At 69.4% G+C, this 14,579-nt stretch carries 17 protein-coding genes; 7 read left to right on the forward strand and 10 right to left on the reverse strand.

Translation table 11 applies throughout. From position 1 onward, the window contains the following. Nucleotides 1–61: 61 nt before the first annotated feature. The 3 genes from pspM to ON26_RS17840 form a co-directional block, all read right to left on the reverse strand. Nucleotides 62–919, reverse strand: a complete 858-nt coding sequence (gene pspM, locus ON26_RS17830) for a phage shock envelope stress response protein PspM (protein WP_051027189.1) — start codon at nucleotides 917–919, stop codon at nucleotides 62–64. 56 nt (nucleotides 920–975) lie between these two features. Next, nucleotides 976–1,803, reverse strand: coding sequence for a PspA/IM30 family protein (locus tag ON26_RS17835; RefSeq protein WP_040797305.1), 828 nt, complete (start codon nucleotides 1,801–1,803; stop codon nucleotides 976–978). A 197-nt stretch (nucleotides 1,804–2,000) separates the two neighbouring features. Then, nucleotides 2,001–2,435, reverse strand: a complete 435-nt coding sequence (locus ON26_RS17840; RefSeq protein WP_040797354.1) for a helix-turn-helix domain-containing protein — start codon at nucleotides 2,433–2,435, stop codon at nucleotides 2,001–2,003. Between ON26_RS17840 and ON26_RS34225 the strand changes: the two genes are divergently transcribed. Then, nucleotides 2,413–2,553, forward strand: coding sequence for a hypothetical protein (locus ON26_RS34225; protein WP_157171930.1), 141 nt, complete (start codon nucleotides 2,413–2,415; stop codon nucleotides 2,551–2,553). The two genes, ON26_RS17840 and ON26_RS34225, sit on opposite strands and share 23 nt — an antisense overlap. 9 nt (nucleotides 2,554–2,562) lie before the next feature. Here ON26_RS34225 and ON26_RS17845 read toward each other — a convergent pair whose 3' ends face one another. Both ON26_RS17845 and pgsA read right to left on the reverse strand, forming a co-directional pair. After that, a complete protein-coding gene (locus ON26_RS17845) occupies nucleotides 2,563–3,054 on the reverse strand; it encodes a CinA family protein (protein ID WP_040797355.1) in 492 nt (163 codons plus the stop codon). Then, nucleotides 3,051–3,713: a CDP-diacylglycerol--glycerol-3-phosphate 3-phosphatidyltransferase gene (gene pgsA / locus ON26_RS17850; RefSeq protein ID WP_051027198.1), complete on the reverse strand. Its 663-nt coding sequence runs from the start codon at nucleotides 3,711–3,713 to the stop codon at nucleotides 3,051–3,053. The genes ON26_RS17845 and pgsA overlap by 4 nt, the downstream gene beginning before the upstream one ends. Before the next feature lie 167 nt (nucleotides 3,714–3,880). Between pgsA and ON26_RS17855 the strand changes: the two genes are divergently transcribed. Together ON26_RS17855 and ON26_RS17860 are read left to right on the forward strand one after the other, a co-directional pair. Next, a complete protein-coding gene (locus tag ON26_RS17855; RefSeq protein ID WP_085999037.1) occupies nucleotides 3,881–4,447 on the forward strand; it encodes an amino-acid N-acetyltransferase in 567 nt (188 codons plus the stop codon). A gap of 78 nt (nucleotides 4,448–4,525) precedes the next feature. Then, on the forward strand, nucleotides 4,526–4,810 hold the full coding sequence (locus ON26_RS17860; RefSeq protein ID WP_040797307.1) for a YciI family protein: 285 nt from the start codon (nucleotides 4,526–4,528) through the stop codon (nucleotides 4,808–4,810). Nucleotides 4,811–4,881: 71 nt separating this feature from the next. On the opposite strand, the gene ON26_RS17865 is transcribed toward ON26_RS17860, so the two are convergent. Next, complete coding sequence (locus ON26_RS17865) at nucleotides 4,882–5,898, reverse strand: TerC family protein (protein ID WP_040797308.1); 1,017 nt, start codon at nucleotides 5,896–5,898, stop codon at nucleotides 4,882–4,884. A gap of 211 nt (nucleotides 5,899–6,109) precedes the next feature. Between ON26_RS17865 and ON26_RS17870 the strand changes: the two genes are divergently transcribed. Further along, the gene (locus ON26_RS17870; protein ID WP_040797309.1) at nucleotides 6,110–6,793 is read left to right on the forward strand and encodes a GAP family protein; all 684 of its coding nucleotides are present in this window, start codon (nucleotides 6,110–6,112) and stop codon (nucleotides 6,791–6,793) included. Between the two features lie 19 nt (nucleotides 6,794–6,812). On the opposite strand, the gene ON26_RS17875 is transcribed toward ON26_RS17870, so the two are convergent. Further along, the gene (locus tag ON26_RS17875; protein ID WP_040797310.1) at nucleotides 6,813–9,215 is read right to left on the reverse strand and encodes an FtsK/SpoIIIE family DNA translocase; all 2,403 of its coding nucleotides are present in this window, start codon (nucleotides 9,213–9,215) and stop codon (nucleotides 6,813–6,815) included. Between the two features lie 46 nt (nucleotides 9,216–9,261). Between ON26_RS17875 and ON26_RS34625 the strand changes: the two genes are divergently transcribed. Then, entirely contained in the window at nucleotides 9,262–9,480 is a 219-nt protein-coding gene (locus tag ON26_RS34625) for a hypothetical protein (protein WP_040797311.1), read from the forward strand. Nucleotides 9,481–9,614: 134 nt separating this feature from the next. Here the strand turns inward: ON26_RS34625 and ON26_RS17885 are convergent, their stop codons facing one another. Beyond that, nucleotides 9,615–10,238, reverse strand: a complete 624-nt coding sequence (locus ON26_RS17885) for a TIGR03085 family metal-binding protein (RefSeq protein WP_040797312.1) — start codon at nucleotides 10,236–10,238, stop codon at nucleotides 9,615–9,617. Between the two features lie 192 nt (nucleotides 10,239–10,430). Between ON26_RS17885 and ON26_RS17890 the strand changes: the two genes are divergently transcribed. Continuing rightward, nucleotides 10,431–10,751 (forward strand): DUF4189 domain-containing protein, encoded by a 321-nt coding sequence (locus ON26_RS17890; protein WP_218000597.1) that lies wholly within the window; start codon nucleotides 10,431–10,433, stop codon nucleotides 10,749–10,751. 85 nt (nucleotides 10,752–10,836) lie between these two features. Further along, nucleotides 10,837–11,400, forward strand: coding sequence for a WKL family lipoprotein (locus ON26_RS17895; RefSeq protein WP_051027190.1), 564 nt, complete (start codon nucleotides 10,837–10,839; stop codon nucleotides 11,398–11,400). Nucleotides 11,401–11,505: 105 nt separating this feature from the next. On the opposite strand, the gene ON26_RS17900 is transcribed toward ON26_RS17895, so the two are convergent. After that, a complete protein-coding gene (locus ON26_RS17900; RefSeq protein WP_040797314.1) occupies nucleotides 11,506–13,578 on the reverse strand; it encodes a ribonuclease J in 2,073 nt (690 codons plus the stop codon). Continuing rightward, nucleotides 13,575–14,483, reverse strand: a complete 909-nt coding sequence (gene dapA, locus ON26_RS17905) for a 4-hydroxy-tetrahydrodipicolinate synthase (RefSeq protein ID WP_040797315.1) — start codon at nucleotides 14,481–14,483, stop codon at nucleotides 13,575–13,577. The genes ON26_RS17900 and dapA overlap by 4 nt, the downstream gene beginning before the upstream one ends. Nucleotides 14,484–14,579 lie beyond the last annotated feature (96 nt).

Raw genomic sequence — 14,579 nt, forward strand, 5'->3', positions numbered from 1 at the left:
GCCGTGGAGCAGGAAATCAGCAGGTCAGGCGGGATATCCGGGTGGAAATCAGGGTTCACCCCTAGTCGAGGCGCATGGTCGGCCCATCGGCCATCTCGGTCAGCGCCTGAGCCCAGCCGTCCAGCCGGTCGGCTGCGTCGCGCAATTCCCCGACGATGGTCTGGAACCGATAGTCGACCACCGAGTTCTCCGGAACCGCCAGCACGTGGCCGGCCGCGGCGAGAACCTGCTCGTATTCGCCGACGCCGTGTTCGAGCCTGGCCAGGGCGGCGCGCACCGTCTCGGCCAGTGCGGCGGCGCTGCGCCGGTCCGCCCGGCCGATGACCTCGAGCGCCTGTTCCATCTGCACGATGTCGGCGGCGAGCGCGTGCAGCGCGGCGGCGCCTGCCGCGGCGGTCTGGGCCATCTCGGTGAGTTCGGCGGGCGGGAGTCTGCGACCCGCGCCGATCTGGGCGGTCACGCCGTGCATCGCTCGTTCCGCCCGGACCAGCCGGGCGATCGGAGCACGGGCCGCCGAGCGCAAGGGGGGTTGCCGCCGGGGCTGGAATCGGGGCGGCGGCAACGGAATATGCCGCATCTGCAGATAACGGCGGGTGTTGTAGGCGGCGCCGGTGACCGCGACAGCCGCACCGCCGCCGAGTGCGACGACCGCCCAGGCGGGCGCGGAGACGACAACGAGGCCGACCAGGCCGACCGTGGTGATCCCGGAGACGGTACTCAGGTGCACACTGCGCCTGCGGACCCGGCGCCGCTTGCGCAGTTCACGTTCCCTCGGATCGGCCCAGCGGCGCACCGCGCCCAGGGCCTGTTCGCCCATGTCGCGCAGGGTGTCCGGCAGGGCAGCCTGCGGCGGCGTGCCGTACGGTGCGTGCGCGTACTCGGCCGGAGCGTATCCGGCCGGAATTCGCTTGCGGCTCATGTGCTTCCTTCACACGTGTCGCGAACTGAGCACCGTCGGCTCACCTGATCGCGGTCCTACTGCTGGGCGGTCTGCCCCTTGTTCATCTGCGGCTGGGCCTGGGCCGGATTGACCGGGGCGGGATTGAGCGCGGCATCGACGCCACCGGCGGGCAGAGCGTCGCCGCGCATCGAGGCCCTGATCTGCTCGAGCCTGCTGTGCCCGGCCATCTGCACGCTGGCCTGCTGCACTTCCATCATGCGGCCCTGCACCGAGTTCTGGGCCAGTTCGGCCGCACCGAGCGCGTTGGCGTAGCGACGCTCGATCTTCTCGCGCACGGCGTCCAGGCTCGGCGTGCTGCCCGGCGCGGACAGCGTGGAGTCCATCTGCTGCAGCGAGGCCGAGACCTGCTCCTGCATCTTGGCCTGCTCGAGCTGGCTGAGCAGCTTGGTGCGCTCGGCGACCTTCTGCTGCAACAGCATTGCGTTCTGCTCGACCGCCTTCTTGGCCTGGGCGGCGGCCTGCAGCGACTGATCGTGCAGCACCTTGAGATCCTCGACGGCCTGCTCGGCGGTGACCAGCTGGGCGGCGAAGGCCTCGGCGGCATTGGTGTACTGGATGGACTTCTCGGTGTCACCCGCCGCGGCCGCCTGGTCGGCGAGCAGCACGGCCTGCCTGGCGTTGGCATTGAGCTTCTCGACCTCGTCGAGCTGGCGGTTGAGCTTCATCTCCAGCTGTCGCTGGTTGCCGATGACCGACGCGGCCTGCTGCGAGAGAGCCTGGTGCTGGCGCTGAGCTTCCTCGATAGCCTGCTGGATCTGCACCTTGGGGTCCGCGTGCTCCTCGATCTTCGAATCGAAGAGGGCCATCAGGTATTTCCAGGCCTTGACGAACGGATTAGCCATCGATTGATCCCGCCTCCATCTGATGTACCGCTTGCTGCGGCCCGGGTGCGCGACCCTCGCGCACCCGGTTGTGCTTGTCCTCCACGACGCGGCACCTGGACCGGACCGACCCGGCCCAACCGACGCTTACTACAGAATCTAGCCGCTTTCGGCAGCCTTCCCCAGCGTAGGAGGCCGCAGCGCCACCACGGCGATCGTCAGTTGCTCTTGACCAGCACCAGCATGTCCGCGGTCGGGGCGGGGATGACGATGCGGGTGTCCTCGTCGATCTGGGGCCGGACCGCGGTGGCCGACATCGCCACGGCCGCCGCGCCGGCGTCGGGAACCTCGTGCGCCGTCGGCGCGGGACCGTCGGGAACCACGGGTTCGGGGGCGACGGCCGCGGGTGCGGGTGCGGCGTCACCGCCCGCCATGACCGTGCTCACGTCCCACAGAACTCGCGACAGCGGGACGTCCAGCGCCTGGCAGATGGCGGCGAGCAATTCGCTCGACGCTTCCTTGCGGCCCCGCTCCACCTCGGACAGATATCCCAGGCTCACGCGGGCCGAGGTGGAGACCTCGCGCAGGGTTCGGTGCTGGGCGAGACGTGCACGCCGCAGACTGTCGCCGATGGCCTCTCGCAGCAGCGTCATCTCGATCTCCTTCGCTCCGATCACCGTGCGCCGCGTCGGCGACCTCGCCTGGCGCGCACCGCTCTTTCTGGCACAACGTCCCGAGACGCCCGGTGGTTCCCGGGAGCTGGATCCGTGATGCGGCGAATCAGCCGCCCTGGACGCACCGGAGCAGTTCCCGTACCGCCGACTGTGTCGCGGTGTGTCTGATGGTCCACCTGTCGCCGGAGAGCCGCAACCGCATCACTTCGGTGTGCCATGGCCCGGACACGCCCAGGAACACCGTTCCGACCGGGTGGCCGTCCTGGGTGTCGGGCCCGGCGACGCCGGTGAGACCGACACCCCAGTCCGCCACGCAGCGGGTGCGGGCGCCGACCGCGAGCTGCTCGGCGGCGCCCGCGGAGACCGGTCCCGCCGTGGCGAGAAGTTCTTCGCCGACTCCGGCGAGAGTGTGCTTGAGGTCGGTGGCGTAGACCACCAGTCCGCCGCGCAGTACCGCGCTGGCGCCGGGCACACCGGCCAGGGTGGCGGTCAGCAGGCCCGCGGTGAGCGATTCGGCGGTCGCGACGGTCTGCCCGGCCGTGCTCAGCGCGTGCACGAGTTCGGCGACCGGGGCACCGCCGGTCAGCGGGTCGCTCATGCGCCGCGCGTCCGGGGCGAGCCGGCGAACCACACCCGTGCGGCCTGGCCCACATAATCGAGCCCGGTGACCACGGTGAGCACCAGCGCCAGGTACATCAGGGTCATCCCGAGGGTCTCGAATGCGCCCGACAACGGCAGCAGCAGCACCGCGATCGCCACCGACTGCACCAGCGTCTTCAGCTTGCCGCCGCGACCGGCGGGGATGACGCCGCGCCTGACCACGATCAAGCGCAAGAGGGTGACACCGATCTCCCTGCCGATGATCACGAGGGTGATCCACCACGGCAGGTCGCCGAGCGCCGACAGCCCGATGAGCGATGCCCCGATGAGCGCCTTGTCCGCGATCGGATCGGCGAGCTTGCCGAAGTCGGTGACCAGGCCGTACTTGCGGGCGAGCTGACCGTCGAACCGGTCGGTGATGGCGGCCAGGCCGAACAGCGCCGCCGCACCGATCCGCCATCCGGTGTCGTGGCCGCCCTCGGCGAACAGCGCCAGCAGGAACAGCGGGACGATCGCGATCCGCAGCATGGTCAGCACGTTGGCGATGTTGAGCAGCGGCGCGGGGGTGTCGGAGGAAGCGGCGACGAAGTGCGGACGGTCCGGCGCCGGGGCCGGGGCGGGCGCGGGGAGCGATCTGGCCGTCTCCGGAGGTGCCAGATCGCCGCCGTGACTATCGATCACGCGCGGACCTCGCTTCCGCGCGAGGGCGCCGCCGAGCCGTGGACCTGCGGTTGCGCTGCCCCGACGTGATGCGGTGGGCGGAACGACAGGATGTGCGGCACACGATCAGACTATCGGTAACCCGGACGACTACTGTGCACCCCATGACCTCTCGGGGACCCTCAGGTGGTTCGACCAGCGACGCGCATCCCGGCGCGACCTCTGCCACAGCCGGCGCCCAGCCCCTCGTGCGCCGCGCCCGAACCTCCGACGTCGCCGAGATCAAGCGCCTCGTCGACGTCTACGCCGGTCGCATCCTGCTGGAGAAGAGTCTGGTCACCCTGTACGAGGCGGTGCAGGAATTCTGGGTCGCCGAGGTGGACGGCCGAGTGGTCGGCTGTGGCGCATTGCACGTGCTCTGGGCCGATCTGGGCGAGGTGCGCACGGTCGCCGTCGACCCGGCGGTGAAGGGCCGCGGCGTCGGCGGCCTGATCGTGCGGCAGCTGATCGCGGTGGCCAGGGAGCTGGAGTTGCGCAGGTTGTTCGTGCTGACCTTCGAGGTGGAGTTCTTCGGCAGGCACGGATTCGCCGAGATCGACGGCACGCCCGTCACCGCGGAGGTGTACGCCGAGATGTGCCGCTCCTACGACACCGGCGTCGCCGAGTTCCTCGACCTCAGCTATGTGAAACCGAACACGCTCGGCAACACCAGGATGTTGCTGAACCTCTGACGGACCGCTGAGCCGTCGCCGAACCGCCGAGCCGCACCGCGCGGCCCGCACCCCATCGATCGATCAGGAGCGACTTCCGTGCCGACCTTCGCCGTCCAGTACACCTACTCCGAGGCCACCGTGCCCGCGCGCGACACCCACCGCCCCCGGCACCGCGCCTGGCTGAGCGAGCTGGTGGCCGCCGGGACGGTACTGTCCACCGGCCCGTACACCGACGGATCGGGCGCGCTGCTGCTGTTCCGCACCGAGGACGAGGCGAGCCTGCGCGAACTGCTCGGCAACGACCCGTTCGCGCGGGAACAGCTGATCGACGCGGTGCGCGTCGACGAATGGCTGCCGGTCCTGGGCGCCTTCGCTTCCTGAGGACCGGTCGGCCGTCACGCGCCCGAACCCATGAGCCGGGCGGCGGGAACCGCCCGGCCGTCGTCTTCCGCTCAGTTCCCGTTCTTGTCGGACGCTTCCGACGCGGCCACCGCCCGGTCCCTGCTGCGCGTCTTGACGAGGCTGGCCACGGTGGCCACGACGAGCACGCCGAGGATCACCGCCAGCGAGAACGGCGTGGAGATCTCCGGCACCCCGACGGGCTCACCACCGTTGACGAACGGCAGCGTGTTCTCGTGCAGTGCGTGCAGCACCAACTTCACGCCGATGAAGGCGAGGATCGCGGCCAGGCCGTAGGACAGGTAGACCAGCCGGTCCAGCAGACCGCCGATGAGGAAGTACAGCTGGCGCAGGCCCATCAGCGCGAACGCGTTGGCGGCGAACACCAGGTAGGGCTGTTCGGTGAGACCGTAGATCGCCGGAATCGAGTCGAGGGCGAAGAGCAGGTCGGTGAAGCCGATCGCGACCAGTGCCAGCAGCAACGGGGTGACAACCCGTTTGCCGTCGATCCGGGTGACCAGCCGATCGCCGTCGTACTCGTCGGTGGTGGGCAGCACCTTCTTGGCGAGCGCGACGATCCGGCTGTCGCGCTTCTCCTCGACCTCCACCTCGTGCCCGCTCTCGCGCAGCAGCTTGATCGCGGTGTAGACCAGGAACAGGCCGAACAGGTAGAACACCCAGCTGAACGCGTTGATCGCGGCCGCGCCGACGGCGATGAAGGCGCCGCGCATCAGCAGCGCGAGCACGATGCCGATCAAGAGAACTTTCTGCTGGTAGATCCGCGGCACCGCGAAGGTGCTCATGATGATGAGGAAGACGAACAAGTTGTCCACCGAGAGCGCCTTCTCGGTGACGAAGCCGGCGTAGTACTCCCCCGCGTAGGTCGATCCCCATTTCCACGCGACGTAGCCGCCGAAAACCAGCGCCAGTCCGATGTAGACCGCCGACCAGAAGCCCGATTCGCGGAAGCTGGGTTCGTGCGGAGTCCGGACGTGGGCGAAGAAGTCGAAGACGAACAGTCCGAGAACCACCACGACGGTGATCACCCACTCGAGCGTGCTCACCTGCATCCTGAACTCCGTTCGTCGGTCATGCCCGCCATCATGCCCGAATTGTCCGATACCGCCCAGGTCCGCAACTGGTCTCATCCTGCCACACCGAGCGGTTTGCGCTGGTCATGGCGATAGCGGCGACGGAAAGCCGGAGCATCGGGCACCCGTCCTGGTGAGCATGATCACCCCGATACGACAGTCGGACCGGCCCGCGTATCTTCGAACCGCCATGTTGACTCTGCTGCCCGCGCTCGCCGGTTTCGCGTTTCTCGATTCCCTCGATCTATTGCTGGTGGGCGTCACCGCCGCGGTGATCTACGACAGCAGGTTGCGCAGGCGCTCGCCGGTGCCCGCCGGCCTGGGCTTTCTCGTGGGCGTGTTCGTCGCCACCGTGGTGTTCGGTGTCTGCACGGTGCTCGGCATCGGCTGGCTCACCGACCTGTTCGACTTCCGCCTCACCCCGGCCATCCGATTCCGTGGCGAACTGCTCGCCGGGACGGTGCTGCTGGTGCTCGCAGCACTACCCGCGACCGGACAGCGCAGCACGCCGCCCGCCTGGGCCATCGAATTGCGCAGCAGACCCGCGGTGCTGGCGCTGGCGGGAGTGGCGATCGGGATCATCCAGTCGACCACCTCTGTGCCGTATCTGGCGGCACTGGCGATGCTGTCCGCGTATCACGCGTCGGCAACAGTGTGGCCGGCGATCCTCGTGGCCTACGGCATGATCGCGCTGCTACCGCCGATGCTGCTCCTGGTACTGGCGACTCGGCGAACGGTCAGCGCGCGGCGGGCGTACCGACGCATCACCCGGGCCGTCACCCGGTTCGGGCCGCCCTCGGTGCGCATCCTGTTCGCCCTGGCGGGCATCGCCCTGGTCGGCGACGCGATCATGCACCCGGCCGACCTCTGGTGAGGTCGATCGGCGACCTGTGTCAGTCGGCGGATTCCGCGCCGCCCTCGGGGCCGCCGCCGCGGATCGAGAACAGCAGGCCGTCGAGTTCGTCGGGCTTGACCAGCACGTCGCGCGCCTTGGAGCCCTCGCTCGGACCGACGACGCCCCTGGTCTCCATCAGGTCCATGAGCCGCCCGGCCTTGGCGAAGCCGACCCGCAGCTTGCGCTGCAGCATCGAGGTCGAGCCGAACTGCGAGGTGACCACCAACTCGACCGCCTGCAACAGCAGATCCAGATCGTCACCGATATCGGGGTCGACGTCCTTCTTCTCCCCGGCCTTGGCCGCGGTGACGCCTTCCTGATAATCCGGCTCGGCCTGGTTCTTGGTGAAGTCGACGACGGCGTGGATCTCTTCGTCGCTGATGAAGGCGCCCTGCAGGCGGGTCGGCTTGCCCGCGCCCATCGGCAGGAACAGCCCGTCGCCCATGCCGATCAGCTTCTCGGCACCCGGCTGGTCCAGGATGACCCGGGAGTCGGTGAGCGAAGAGGTCGCGAACGCCAGGCGCGAGGGCACGTTGGTTTTGATCAAGCCGGTGACGACGTCGACCGAGGGGCGCTGGGTGGCCAGCACGAGGTGGATGCCCGCGGCGCGCGCCTTCTGGGTGATGCGCACGATCGCGTCCTCCACGTCACGCGGCGCGGTCATCATCAGGTCGGCGAGCTCGTCGACGATGGCGAGGATGTACGGGTAGGGGCGGTAGACCCGTTCGCTGCCCAGCGGCGCGGTGATCAGGCCCGACTTCACCTTCTTGTTGAAGTCGTCGATATGGCGGACCTTGTTGGCCTGCATGTCCTGATAGCGCTGCTCCATCTCCTCCACCAGCCAGGCCAGCGCGGCGGCCGCCTTCTTCGGCTGCGTGATGATGGGCGTGATCAGATGCGGGATGCCCTCGTAGGGCGTCAGTTCGACCATCTTCGGATCGATGAGGATCATCCGCACCTCCTCGGGCGTGGCCCGCTGCAACAGCGAGACCAGCATCGAGTTCACGAAACTCGACTTGCCCGAACCGGTGGAGCCCGCGACGAGCAGGTGCGGCATCTTCGCCAGATTGGCCGAGACGAATTCACCCTCGATGTTCTTGCCCAGGCCGATCACCAGCGGATGGTGATCGTTACGGGTCGAGGGCGCCTTGAGCACGTCGGCCAGGCGAACCAGTTCGCGATCGGCGTTGGGCACCTCGATACCGACCGCGGACTTACCCGGGATCGGAGCGAGCAGACGCACGTTCTCGGTCGCAACGGCGTAGGCGATATTGCGGGTCAGCGCGGTGATCTTCTCGACCTTCACGCCGGGACCGAGTTCCACCTCGTAGCGGGTGACCGTCGGTCCGCGCACGAAACCGGTGACCGCGGCGTCGATCTTGAACTGCACCAGCACCTCGGTGATCGCCTCGATCATCGATTCGTTGGCTGCACTGCGCTTCTTGGGCGGATCGCCGTCGGTGAGCAGGTTCATCGGCGGCAGCGTGTAATCGCCCTCGATCACCCGGTCGGCGACGAACTCCGGTTCCGGAGGCGGCGGCGGAGTCTGGTCGGCCGCCTTGGGCGCGGGCCGCTTGCGCGGTTTCGGCGTCACCTCGGCGGGCGGCGCGGCGACGATCTGCTTGGGCTCGCGCAGCGGAGGTTCACCGGGCATGACGTCGCCGAGCATCTCGGTGACGGCGTCGGATCCGGCGAATTCGTCGGCCGGGTAGTTCTCCTGAGGGGTGCGCCCACGACGCCGGGAACGACCGCCCGACGGTCCGCCCGGGTCGTAACCGACAGGATCGAAACCGTCGTCGTAGCCCTCGGCACCGTATCCATCGGCGCCGTAGCCGTCGTGACCGTATTCGTCGCCACCCGCGGCGGTGCCGAACAATTCACGCAACCGGTGCGGCACCTCGCGAACAGTGGTGCCGGTGATCAGCAAGAGCCCGAAAACCATGGCCAGCAACAGGATCGGCACCGCGAGCCAGGCGGTCAGGCCGTCGGCGAGCGGCCCGCCGAGCACATAGCCGACGAAGCCCGCGGCGTGCGCCCGCTCGTGCGCGTCGGTCGGCGCTCCCGCGGCCAGATGCCAGATCCCCAACGCGGGCAATCCGATCAGCACACCACCGAGCACCAGCCGCGGCCGGACCTCCGGGCGCGCCTCGGTGCGCATCAGCACCACCGCGATGCCGGAGGCGACGAAGGGCAGCGCGGCCGAGGCCGAGCCGGAGATCCACCGGATGACGCCTTCGACCCAGCCACCGATCGGACCGCCCGCCGAGAGCCAGACCGCGGCGGCGACGACTGCGCTCAGGGCGAGCAGCGCCAGCGCGATACCGTCCCGGCGATGACCGTGCTCGATCTCGCCGGCCCGGCTCAACGTCCGGGTGGTGGCGCCGACGCCACGCGCCAGCATGGTCCAGCCACCACTGATTCCTCGACTGAGGACGGCCAGCGGCGCGGTGTCCGAACGGGCGCGCGCGGGCCTGCGTGCCGGTGTGGTGCGGGCGCGCGGGGTCCTGTTCGTGCGCGGGGTGGCCGAACGCCCGGCGCTCGCCCGGGGCGTTGCCGTCTCGCGCGGCGCGCGGGAACGCGCCGCCGTGGTCCTCCCCCGGGCCGATCCCGCCCGCGCCCGACTGGTCGTGGTGCTGCGGGACTTACCTGCCATGCCCCCAGGCTAGCCGCAAACGCCCCATCCGGACCATCCGCAACACCTGTCCCGCGCGTCGGGCGAGCGCGTCCTGCCCGCCGAAACGCCATGATTCACGCGGCAGACGCGTCCTCGGCCGCGGTCACGGACGAAGCGGATCGGGCTTCAGATGGACCGGTCCAGCGCGAGCACCGCACGGACCGCCTCGTCCTCACCGGCCGTCGCGATCCGCACCTCCTCGCGACCGAACGCGTGCAGCAACAGTTCCGAGGGCTTCCCGGTGAGCGTCACCCCCGGGCCGTCACCGGAGACGACGGCCACGCTGCGCCCGTCCGGGGTCGCGAGGGTGAGCGGCACCGGGGACTTCCGGTAGGCCATCCTGCCCATCCGGCGCAGAAGCTTCCACAGCCGGTCCTCGTCCTCGGCGGCCAGCTCACGCGGCTCCCAGCCGGACTCGGCCCGGCGCACGTCCTCGTGATGGACGAACATCTCGCTGAGATTGGCCACCGCGTCCACCGGCTTGAGCGGCGACCACCAGGGCGGACCGGTGCGCACCAGTTCGACCAGATCCTCGAACGGCTTGACCGCCACCTTCGCCTGCACCGACTCCAGGCGCCCGGCCAGCGGCCGCAGCAGGATGCCCGGCGCGGCGTCGGGCCTGCGTTCCCGAACGATCAGGTGCGCGGCCAGATCTCGCACCGTCCAGGTGCCGCACAGAGTCGGTGCGTCCGGACCGGCCGCGACCATCGCCTCGACCAGACTCCGCCGTTCACGCTGCGCCATGCTCACATGCCGAACCTATCCGATGATCGCGCCCGGGGACATCCCCGCGCCGCGGAATCGCTCATAAGTTGGCTTTTCGCGACTGCTGCTGGGTAGCTTGTCAGGGCGTCCATCGGGTCATGGACCATTCATCGAAGGGGAGATGTCTTGAAGAAGTTCTTCGCCGCCGCAGCGGTGATGGTTGCGACAGTCGCGTCGATGCTGGGGGCCGCGGCGCCTGCGCAGGCTGCCTACGGTTACTACGGGGCGATCGCCACCTCGCGCTCCGGCGCGTACGGCATCGCCAACAACTACGGCAGCTACGACGAGGCCGAGCAGGCCGCCTCGGAAGTCTGCGGTTCCGACTGCCGCGTCCTGGTCTCCTGGTCGAACGGCTGTGGCGTGCTGGCCAGCTCGTCCACCCAGTGGAGTGCGGCCGCGCGGTCCAGCTACTCGGCCGCTCGCACGGCTGCCTTGAGCCGGCTCTCGTCGAGCGGCTGGGTCGTGGACTGGCGTTGCACTGCGGGCTACTCGCTGTAGCCGCACCACAGGTCCGTCGGCTCGGCGGACAGACCATTCCGGCGCGTCGCACCGGCGCGCGACAGACTTCCATCCAGGGGAACACGTGAACAACCGCATTTTCCGGACGACGCTGGCCATCGCCGTGACCGCCGCGGCCTTCGCCCTCGGCGCCTGCAGCTCCGACAGCGACAGCACCGCGGACTACTCGTCCACCGCGGCGACCACCGCACCCGCCGGCCGGTTCGAGGCAGGCGTCGAAGAGGATGCCGCGGTGGAAGGCCAGGCGCCGACTTCCACCACGCCGCCGAACCTGCCCGCACCCACCGCCGCCGAACTCAACGACCGCCTCACCCGCGCGTTCGACTCCTCGGTCCCCGCCGAGGAGAAGACCGCATGGATCCAGGACGCCGAGCGGGATCCGCAACTGGTCGACAAGCTGGTGGAGGCGGCCGAGACGAACAACGTGAAGGTGGAGATCACCGACGTCGGCGAGCCCGTCGACGGCACGCTGAAGGCCGGCGCGAACGTGACCATCGACGGCCGTCCGGTGGAGGGTGCCTACGTGGAGTTCGTGGCCGAGGGCGACACATGGAAGGTATCGCATGATTTCACCTGCGATATCGTGCGCTCGGCGAAGCTCGATTCAGCCGCCTGCCAGGCACAGTGAGCCGGCGCGGATGAGAATCCGCCCGCGGTGACGACGAAGGGCCGGGAGGAATCGCATTCCTTCCGGCCCTTCGCCGATCGGTACAGCCTGATCGATCGAGACGGCTCAGACGCCGATGACGGTGGGCACGATCATCGGGCGGCGGCGATAGGTATCGGCCACCCAGCGCCCCACCACGCGCCGCACGCTCTGCGCGATGCGATGGGTCTCGGTGACGCCCTCGCTCGCCAGCCGCTGCAGTTCCGCTTCCACCAGTTCGGCGGCGTCGGTCAGCGCGGTCGGATCGTCGGAGAAGCCGCGCCCGCTCAATTCCGGTGCGCTGACCGCTTTTCCGGTGGTCTCGTCGATCGCGACGGTGATCGAGATGAAGCCGCCTTCGCCCAGCACGAGACGATCCGACAGCGTCGACTCGCCGACATCGCCGACCGAGAGCCCGTCGACGTAGACGTGGCCGACCGGCACCCGCCCGACGATCTCGGCGATCCCGTCCACCAGGTCGACGACCACGCCGTCCTCGGCCAGCACGACCCGCTCCTCGGGCACGCCGGTCGCCACGGCCAGCGCGGCGTTCGCGCGCAGGTGCCGCCATTCGCCGTGCACCGGCATGGCATTGGTGGGTCGCACCGCGTTGTAGAGGTAGAGAAGTTCGCCCGCGGACGCGTGCCCGGAGACGTGCACCTTCGCGTTCTGCTGGGTGATGACCGAGGCGCCGAGCCTGGCCAGCCCGTTGACCACCGCGAAGACCGAGTTCTCGTTGCCGGGGATCAGGGAGGACGCCAGCACAACGAGATCGTCGGGGCGAATGTTGATCTGGCGGTGATCGCCCCGCGCCATCCGCGACAGCGCCGAGAGCGGCTCGCCCTGGGAGCCGGTGGAGATCAGCACCAGCCGTTCGCCGGGCAGGGTGGCGGCGACATCGAGATCGACCACCACGCTCTCGGGCACGGTCAGATAACCCAGATCCTGGGCGATCTGCATGTTGCGGACCATCGACCGGCCGACGAAACAGATTCGGCGCCCGTACTTCTGGGCCACGTCGACGACCTGCTGGATGCGGTGCACATGGCTGGCGAAGGAGGCCACGATGACCCGGCCGCGCGCCTTGCCGATGACGGTGTCGAGCACGCCGCCGATCTCGCGCTCGGGGGTGACGAAGCCGGGGACCTCGGCGTTGGTGGAGTCGACCAGGAACAGGTCGACGCCCTCGTCGCCGAGCCGGGAGAAGCCGGCCAGGTCGGTGAGCCTGCCGTCCAGCGGCAGCTGGTCGAGCTTGATGTCACCGGTGTGCAGGGCCACGCCCGCCGGGGTGCGGATGGCCACGGCCAGCGCGTCCGGGATGGAGTGGTTGACCGCGAAGTACTCGCATTCGAACGGACCGTGGACGGTGGTCTCGCCCTCGGTGACCTCGGTGAGCTTGGGGTGCAGGCGGTGCTCGCGGCACTTGGCCGCCACCAGCGCGAGGGTGAATTTGGCGCCGAGCACCGGGATGTCGGGGCGATTGCGCAGCAGGAAGGGCACCGCGCCGATGTGGTCCTCGTGTCCGTGCGTGAGCACGATGGCGACGATGTCGTCCATCCGGTCCTCGATGGGCCGGAAATCGGGCAAAATCAGGTCGACGCCCGGCTGTTGATCCTCGGGGAACAGCACGCCGCAGTCGACGATGAGCAGCTTGCCGCCGTACTCGAAAACCGTCATGTTGCGGCCGATTTCGCCGATGCCGCCGAGCGCGAACACCCGTAGGCCGTTCTTGGGCGCCTTCGGCGGGGCGCCGAGCCGGTCCTGCGCGGCGATCACCGGGGCGGGTGCCTGCTGCTCGCGACCGCGGCCCTGCCTGCGTCCGGAGCGCCTGCCGCCGTCGCCGCGCTTGGCCTCGCCGGCACCCTTGGCCGGCTCGGCAGCGCCCCTGCCGGTCGAGCCGGCCTTCCCGCCGCTTTCGCGGCGGGTCTCCGAGGCGACCGCCTCGACGGATCCGGCCGCGTCCGTGGACTTCTCGGCGGATTCGGCGGCGGTCGCGCCGCGACCGGACCTGTCGGCACCGGAACTCGCGGCGGATGGCTGCGAGACGGCTTCCGCAGCCGGTGCGGCCTGCTCGGCGGGGGCAGCGGGCTGCTTCTCCACCGGTGCGGGCGCACCCGCCGGACGGCTTGCGGTGCGACGAGGACGGCGCGGTGATGTCATACGAGTACCCCCGCTGTCCGCAGGTCGGCGGACAGCTGATCGAGTTGCGCGGAATTGGGCATGAGCTGCGGCAGCCTGGGCTCGCCGACATCGATGCCGAGCAGGCGCAAGCCCGCCTTGGTCATCGACACGCCGCCCAGACGGGCCATCGCGGCATTGAGCGGCACCAGACTCGCGTTGATGTCGCGAGCGCGCACCACATCGCCGGAGGTGAAGGCCTCGTACATCTCGCGCAGCCGCTCGGGCACGAGATGTCCGATGACACTGATGAATCCGACGGCGCCGATGGACAGCCACGGCAGATTGAGGCAGTCGTCGCCGGAGTAGTAGTCCAGCGAGGTGTTGGCGATGATGTCGGCGCCGGAGTTGAGATCGCCCTTGGCGTCCTTGACCGCGACGATGCGCGGGTGTTCGGCGAGGACGCGCAGGGCGTCGGGACCGATCGGAATGATCGATCTGGGTGGAATGTCGTAGAGCGTGACCGGTAGGTCGGTCGCGTCGGCCACCGCGGTGAAGTGCGCGATGAGCCCGTCCTGGCTGGGCCGGGAGTAGTACGGGGTGACGACGAGCAGGCCGTGCGCGCCCGCGCGCTGGGCGTTGCGCGCCAGCTCGATCGAGTGCGCGGTGTCGTAGGTGCCCGCGCCCGCGATGACGGTGGCGCGGTCGCCGACGGCGTCGACGACGGCGTGCAGCAGATCGTATTTCTCCGACTCGGTGGTGGTCGGCGATTCGCCGGTGGTGCCGGAGATGGCGAGCAGGTCGACGCCCCGGTCGACGAGGTGCGCGGCCAGGGAGACCCCGGCATCGACATCCAGCTTGCCGTCAGCGCTGAAGGGGGTCACCATCGCGACACCCACCGTGCCGGATGCACGCAGCTCCGTGGGCGTCGATTCACCGTTCGTCATGGTCAGAAAGGCTACCCGGTGCCCGTTCGGCCCTCGACATCGTGACCACCCTACGCGCCGCGCCCGGAACCGGCAGGGCTTCGATGATGTCGCAGT

Source organism: Nocardia higoensis NBRC 100133, assembly GCF_000308595.1.
Classification (GTDB): Bacteria; Actinomycetota; Actinomycetes; order Mycobacteriales; family Mycobacteriaceae; genus Nocardia; species Nocardia higoensis.

Excerpts from the sequence above, each read along its gene's own strand:
- pspM (WP_051027189.1), bottom strand. The coding sequence starts at position 919 with ATGAGCCGCAAGCGAATTCCGGCCGGATACGCTCCGGCCGAGTACGCG.
- ON26_RS17835 (WP_040797305.1), bottom strand. The coding sequence starts at position 1,803 with ATGGCTAATCCGTTCGTCAAGGCCTGGAAATACCTGATGGCCCTCTTC.
- ON26_RS34225 (WP_157171930.1), top strand. The coding sequence starts at position 2,413 with ATGGCCTCTCGCAGCAGCGTCATCTCGATCTCCTTCGCTCCGATCACC.
- ON26_RS17840 (WP_040797354.1), bottom strand. The coding sequence starts at position 2,435 with ATGACGCTGCTGCGAGAGGCCATCGGCGACAGTCTGCGGCGTGCACGT.
- ON26_RS17845 (WP_040797355.1), bottom strand. The coding sequence starts at position 3,054 with ATGAGCGACCCGCTGACCGGCGGTGCCCCGGTCGCCGAACTCGTGCAC.
- ON26_RS17855 (WP_085999037.1), top strand. The coding sequence starts at position 3,881 with ATGACCTCTCGGGGACCCTCAGGTGGTTCGACCAGCGACGCGCATCCC.
- ON26_RS17865 (WP_040797308.1), bottom strand. The coding sequence starts at position 5,898 with ATGCAGGTGAGCACGCTCGAGTGGGTGATCACCGTCGTGGTGGTTCTC.
- ON26_RS17870 (WP_040797309.1), top strand. The coding sequence starts at position 6,110 with ATGTTGACTCTGCTGCCCGCGCTCGCCGGTTTCGCGTTTCTCGATTCC.
- ON26_RS17875 (WP_040797310.1), bottom strand. The coding sequence starts at position 9,215 with ATGCTGGCGCGTGGCGTCGGCGCCACCACCCGGACGTTGAGCCGGGCC.
- ON26_RS17890 (WP_218000597.1), top strand. The coding sequence starts at position 10,431 with ATGCTGGGGGCCGCGGCGCCTGCGCAGGCTGCCTACGGTTACTACGGG.
- ON26_RS17900 (WP_040797314.1), bottom strand. The coding sequence starts at position 13,578 with ATGACATCACCGCGCCGTCCTCGTCGCACCGCAAGCCGTCCGGCGGGT.
- dapA (WP_040797315.1), bottom strand. The coding sequence starts at position 14,483 with ATGACGAACGGTGAATCGACGCCCACGGAGCTGCGTGCATCCGGCACG.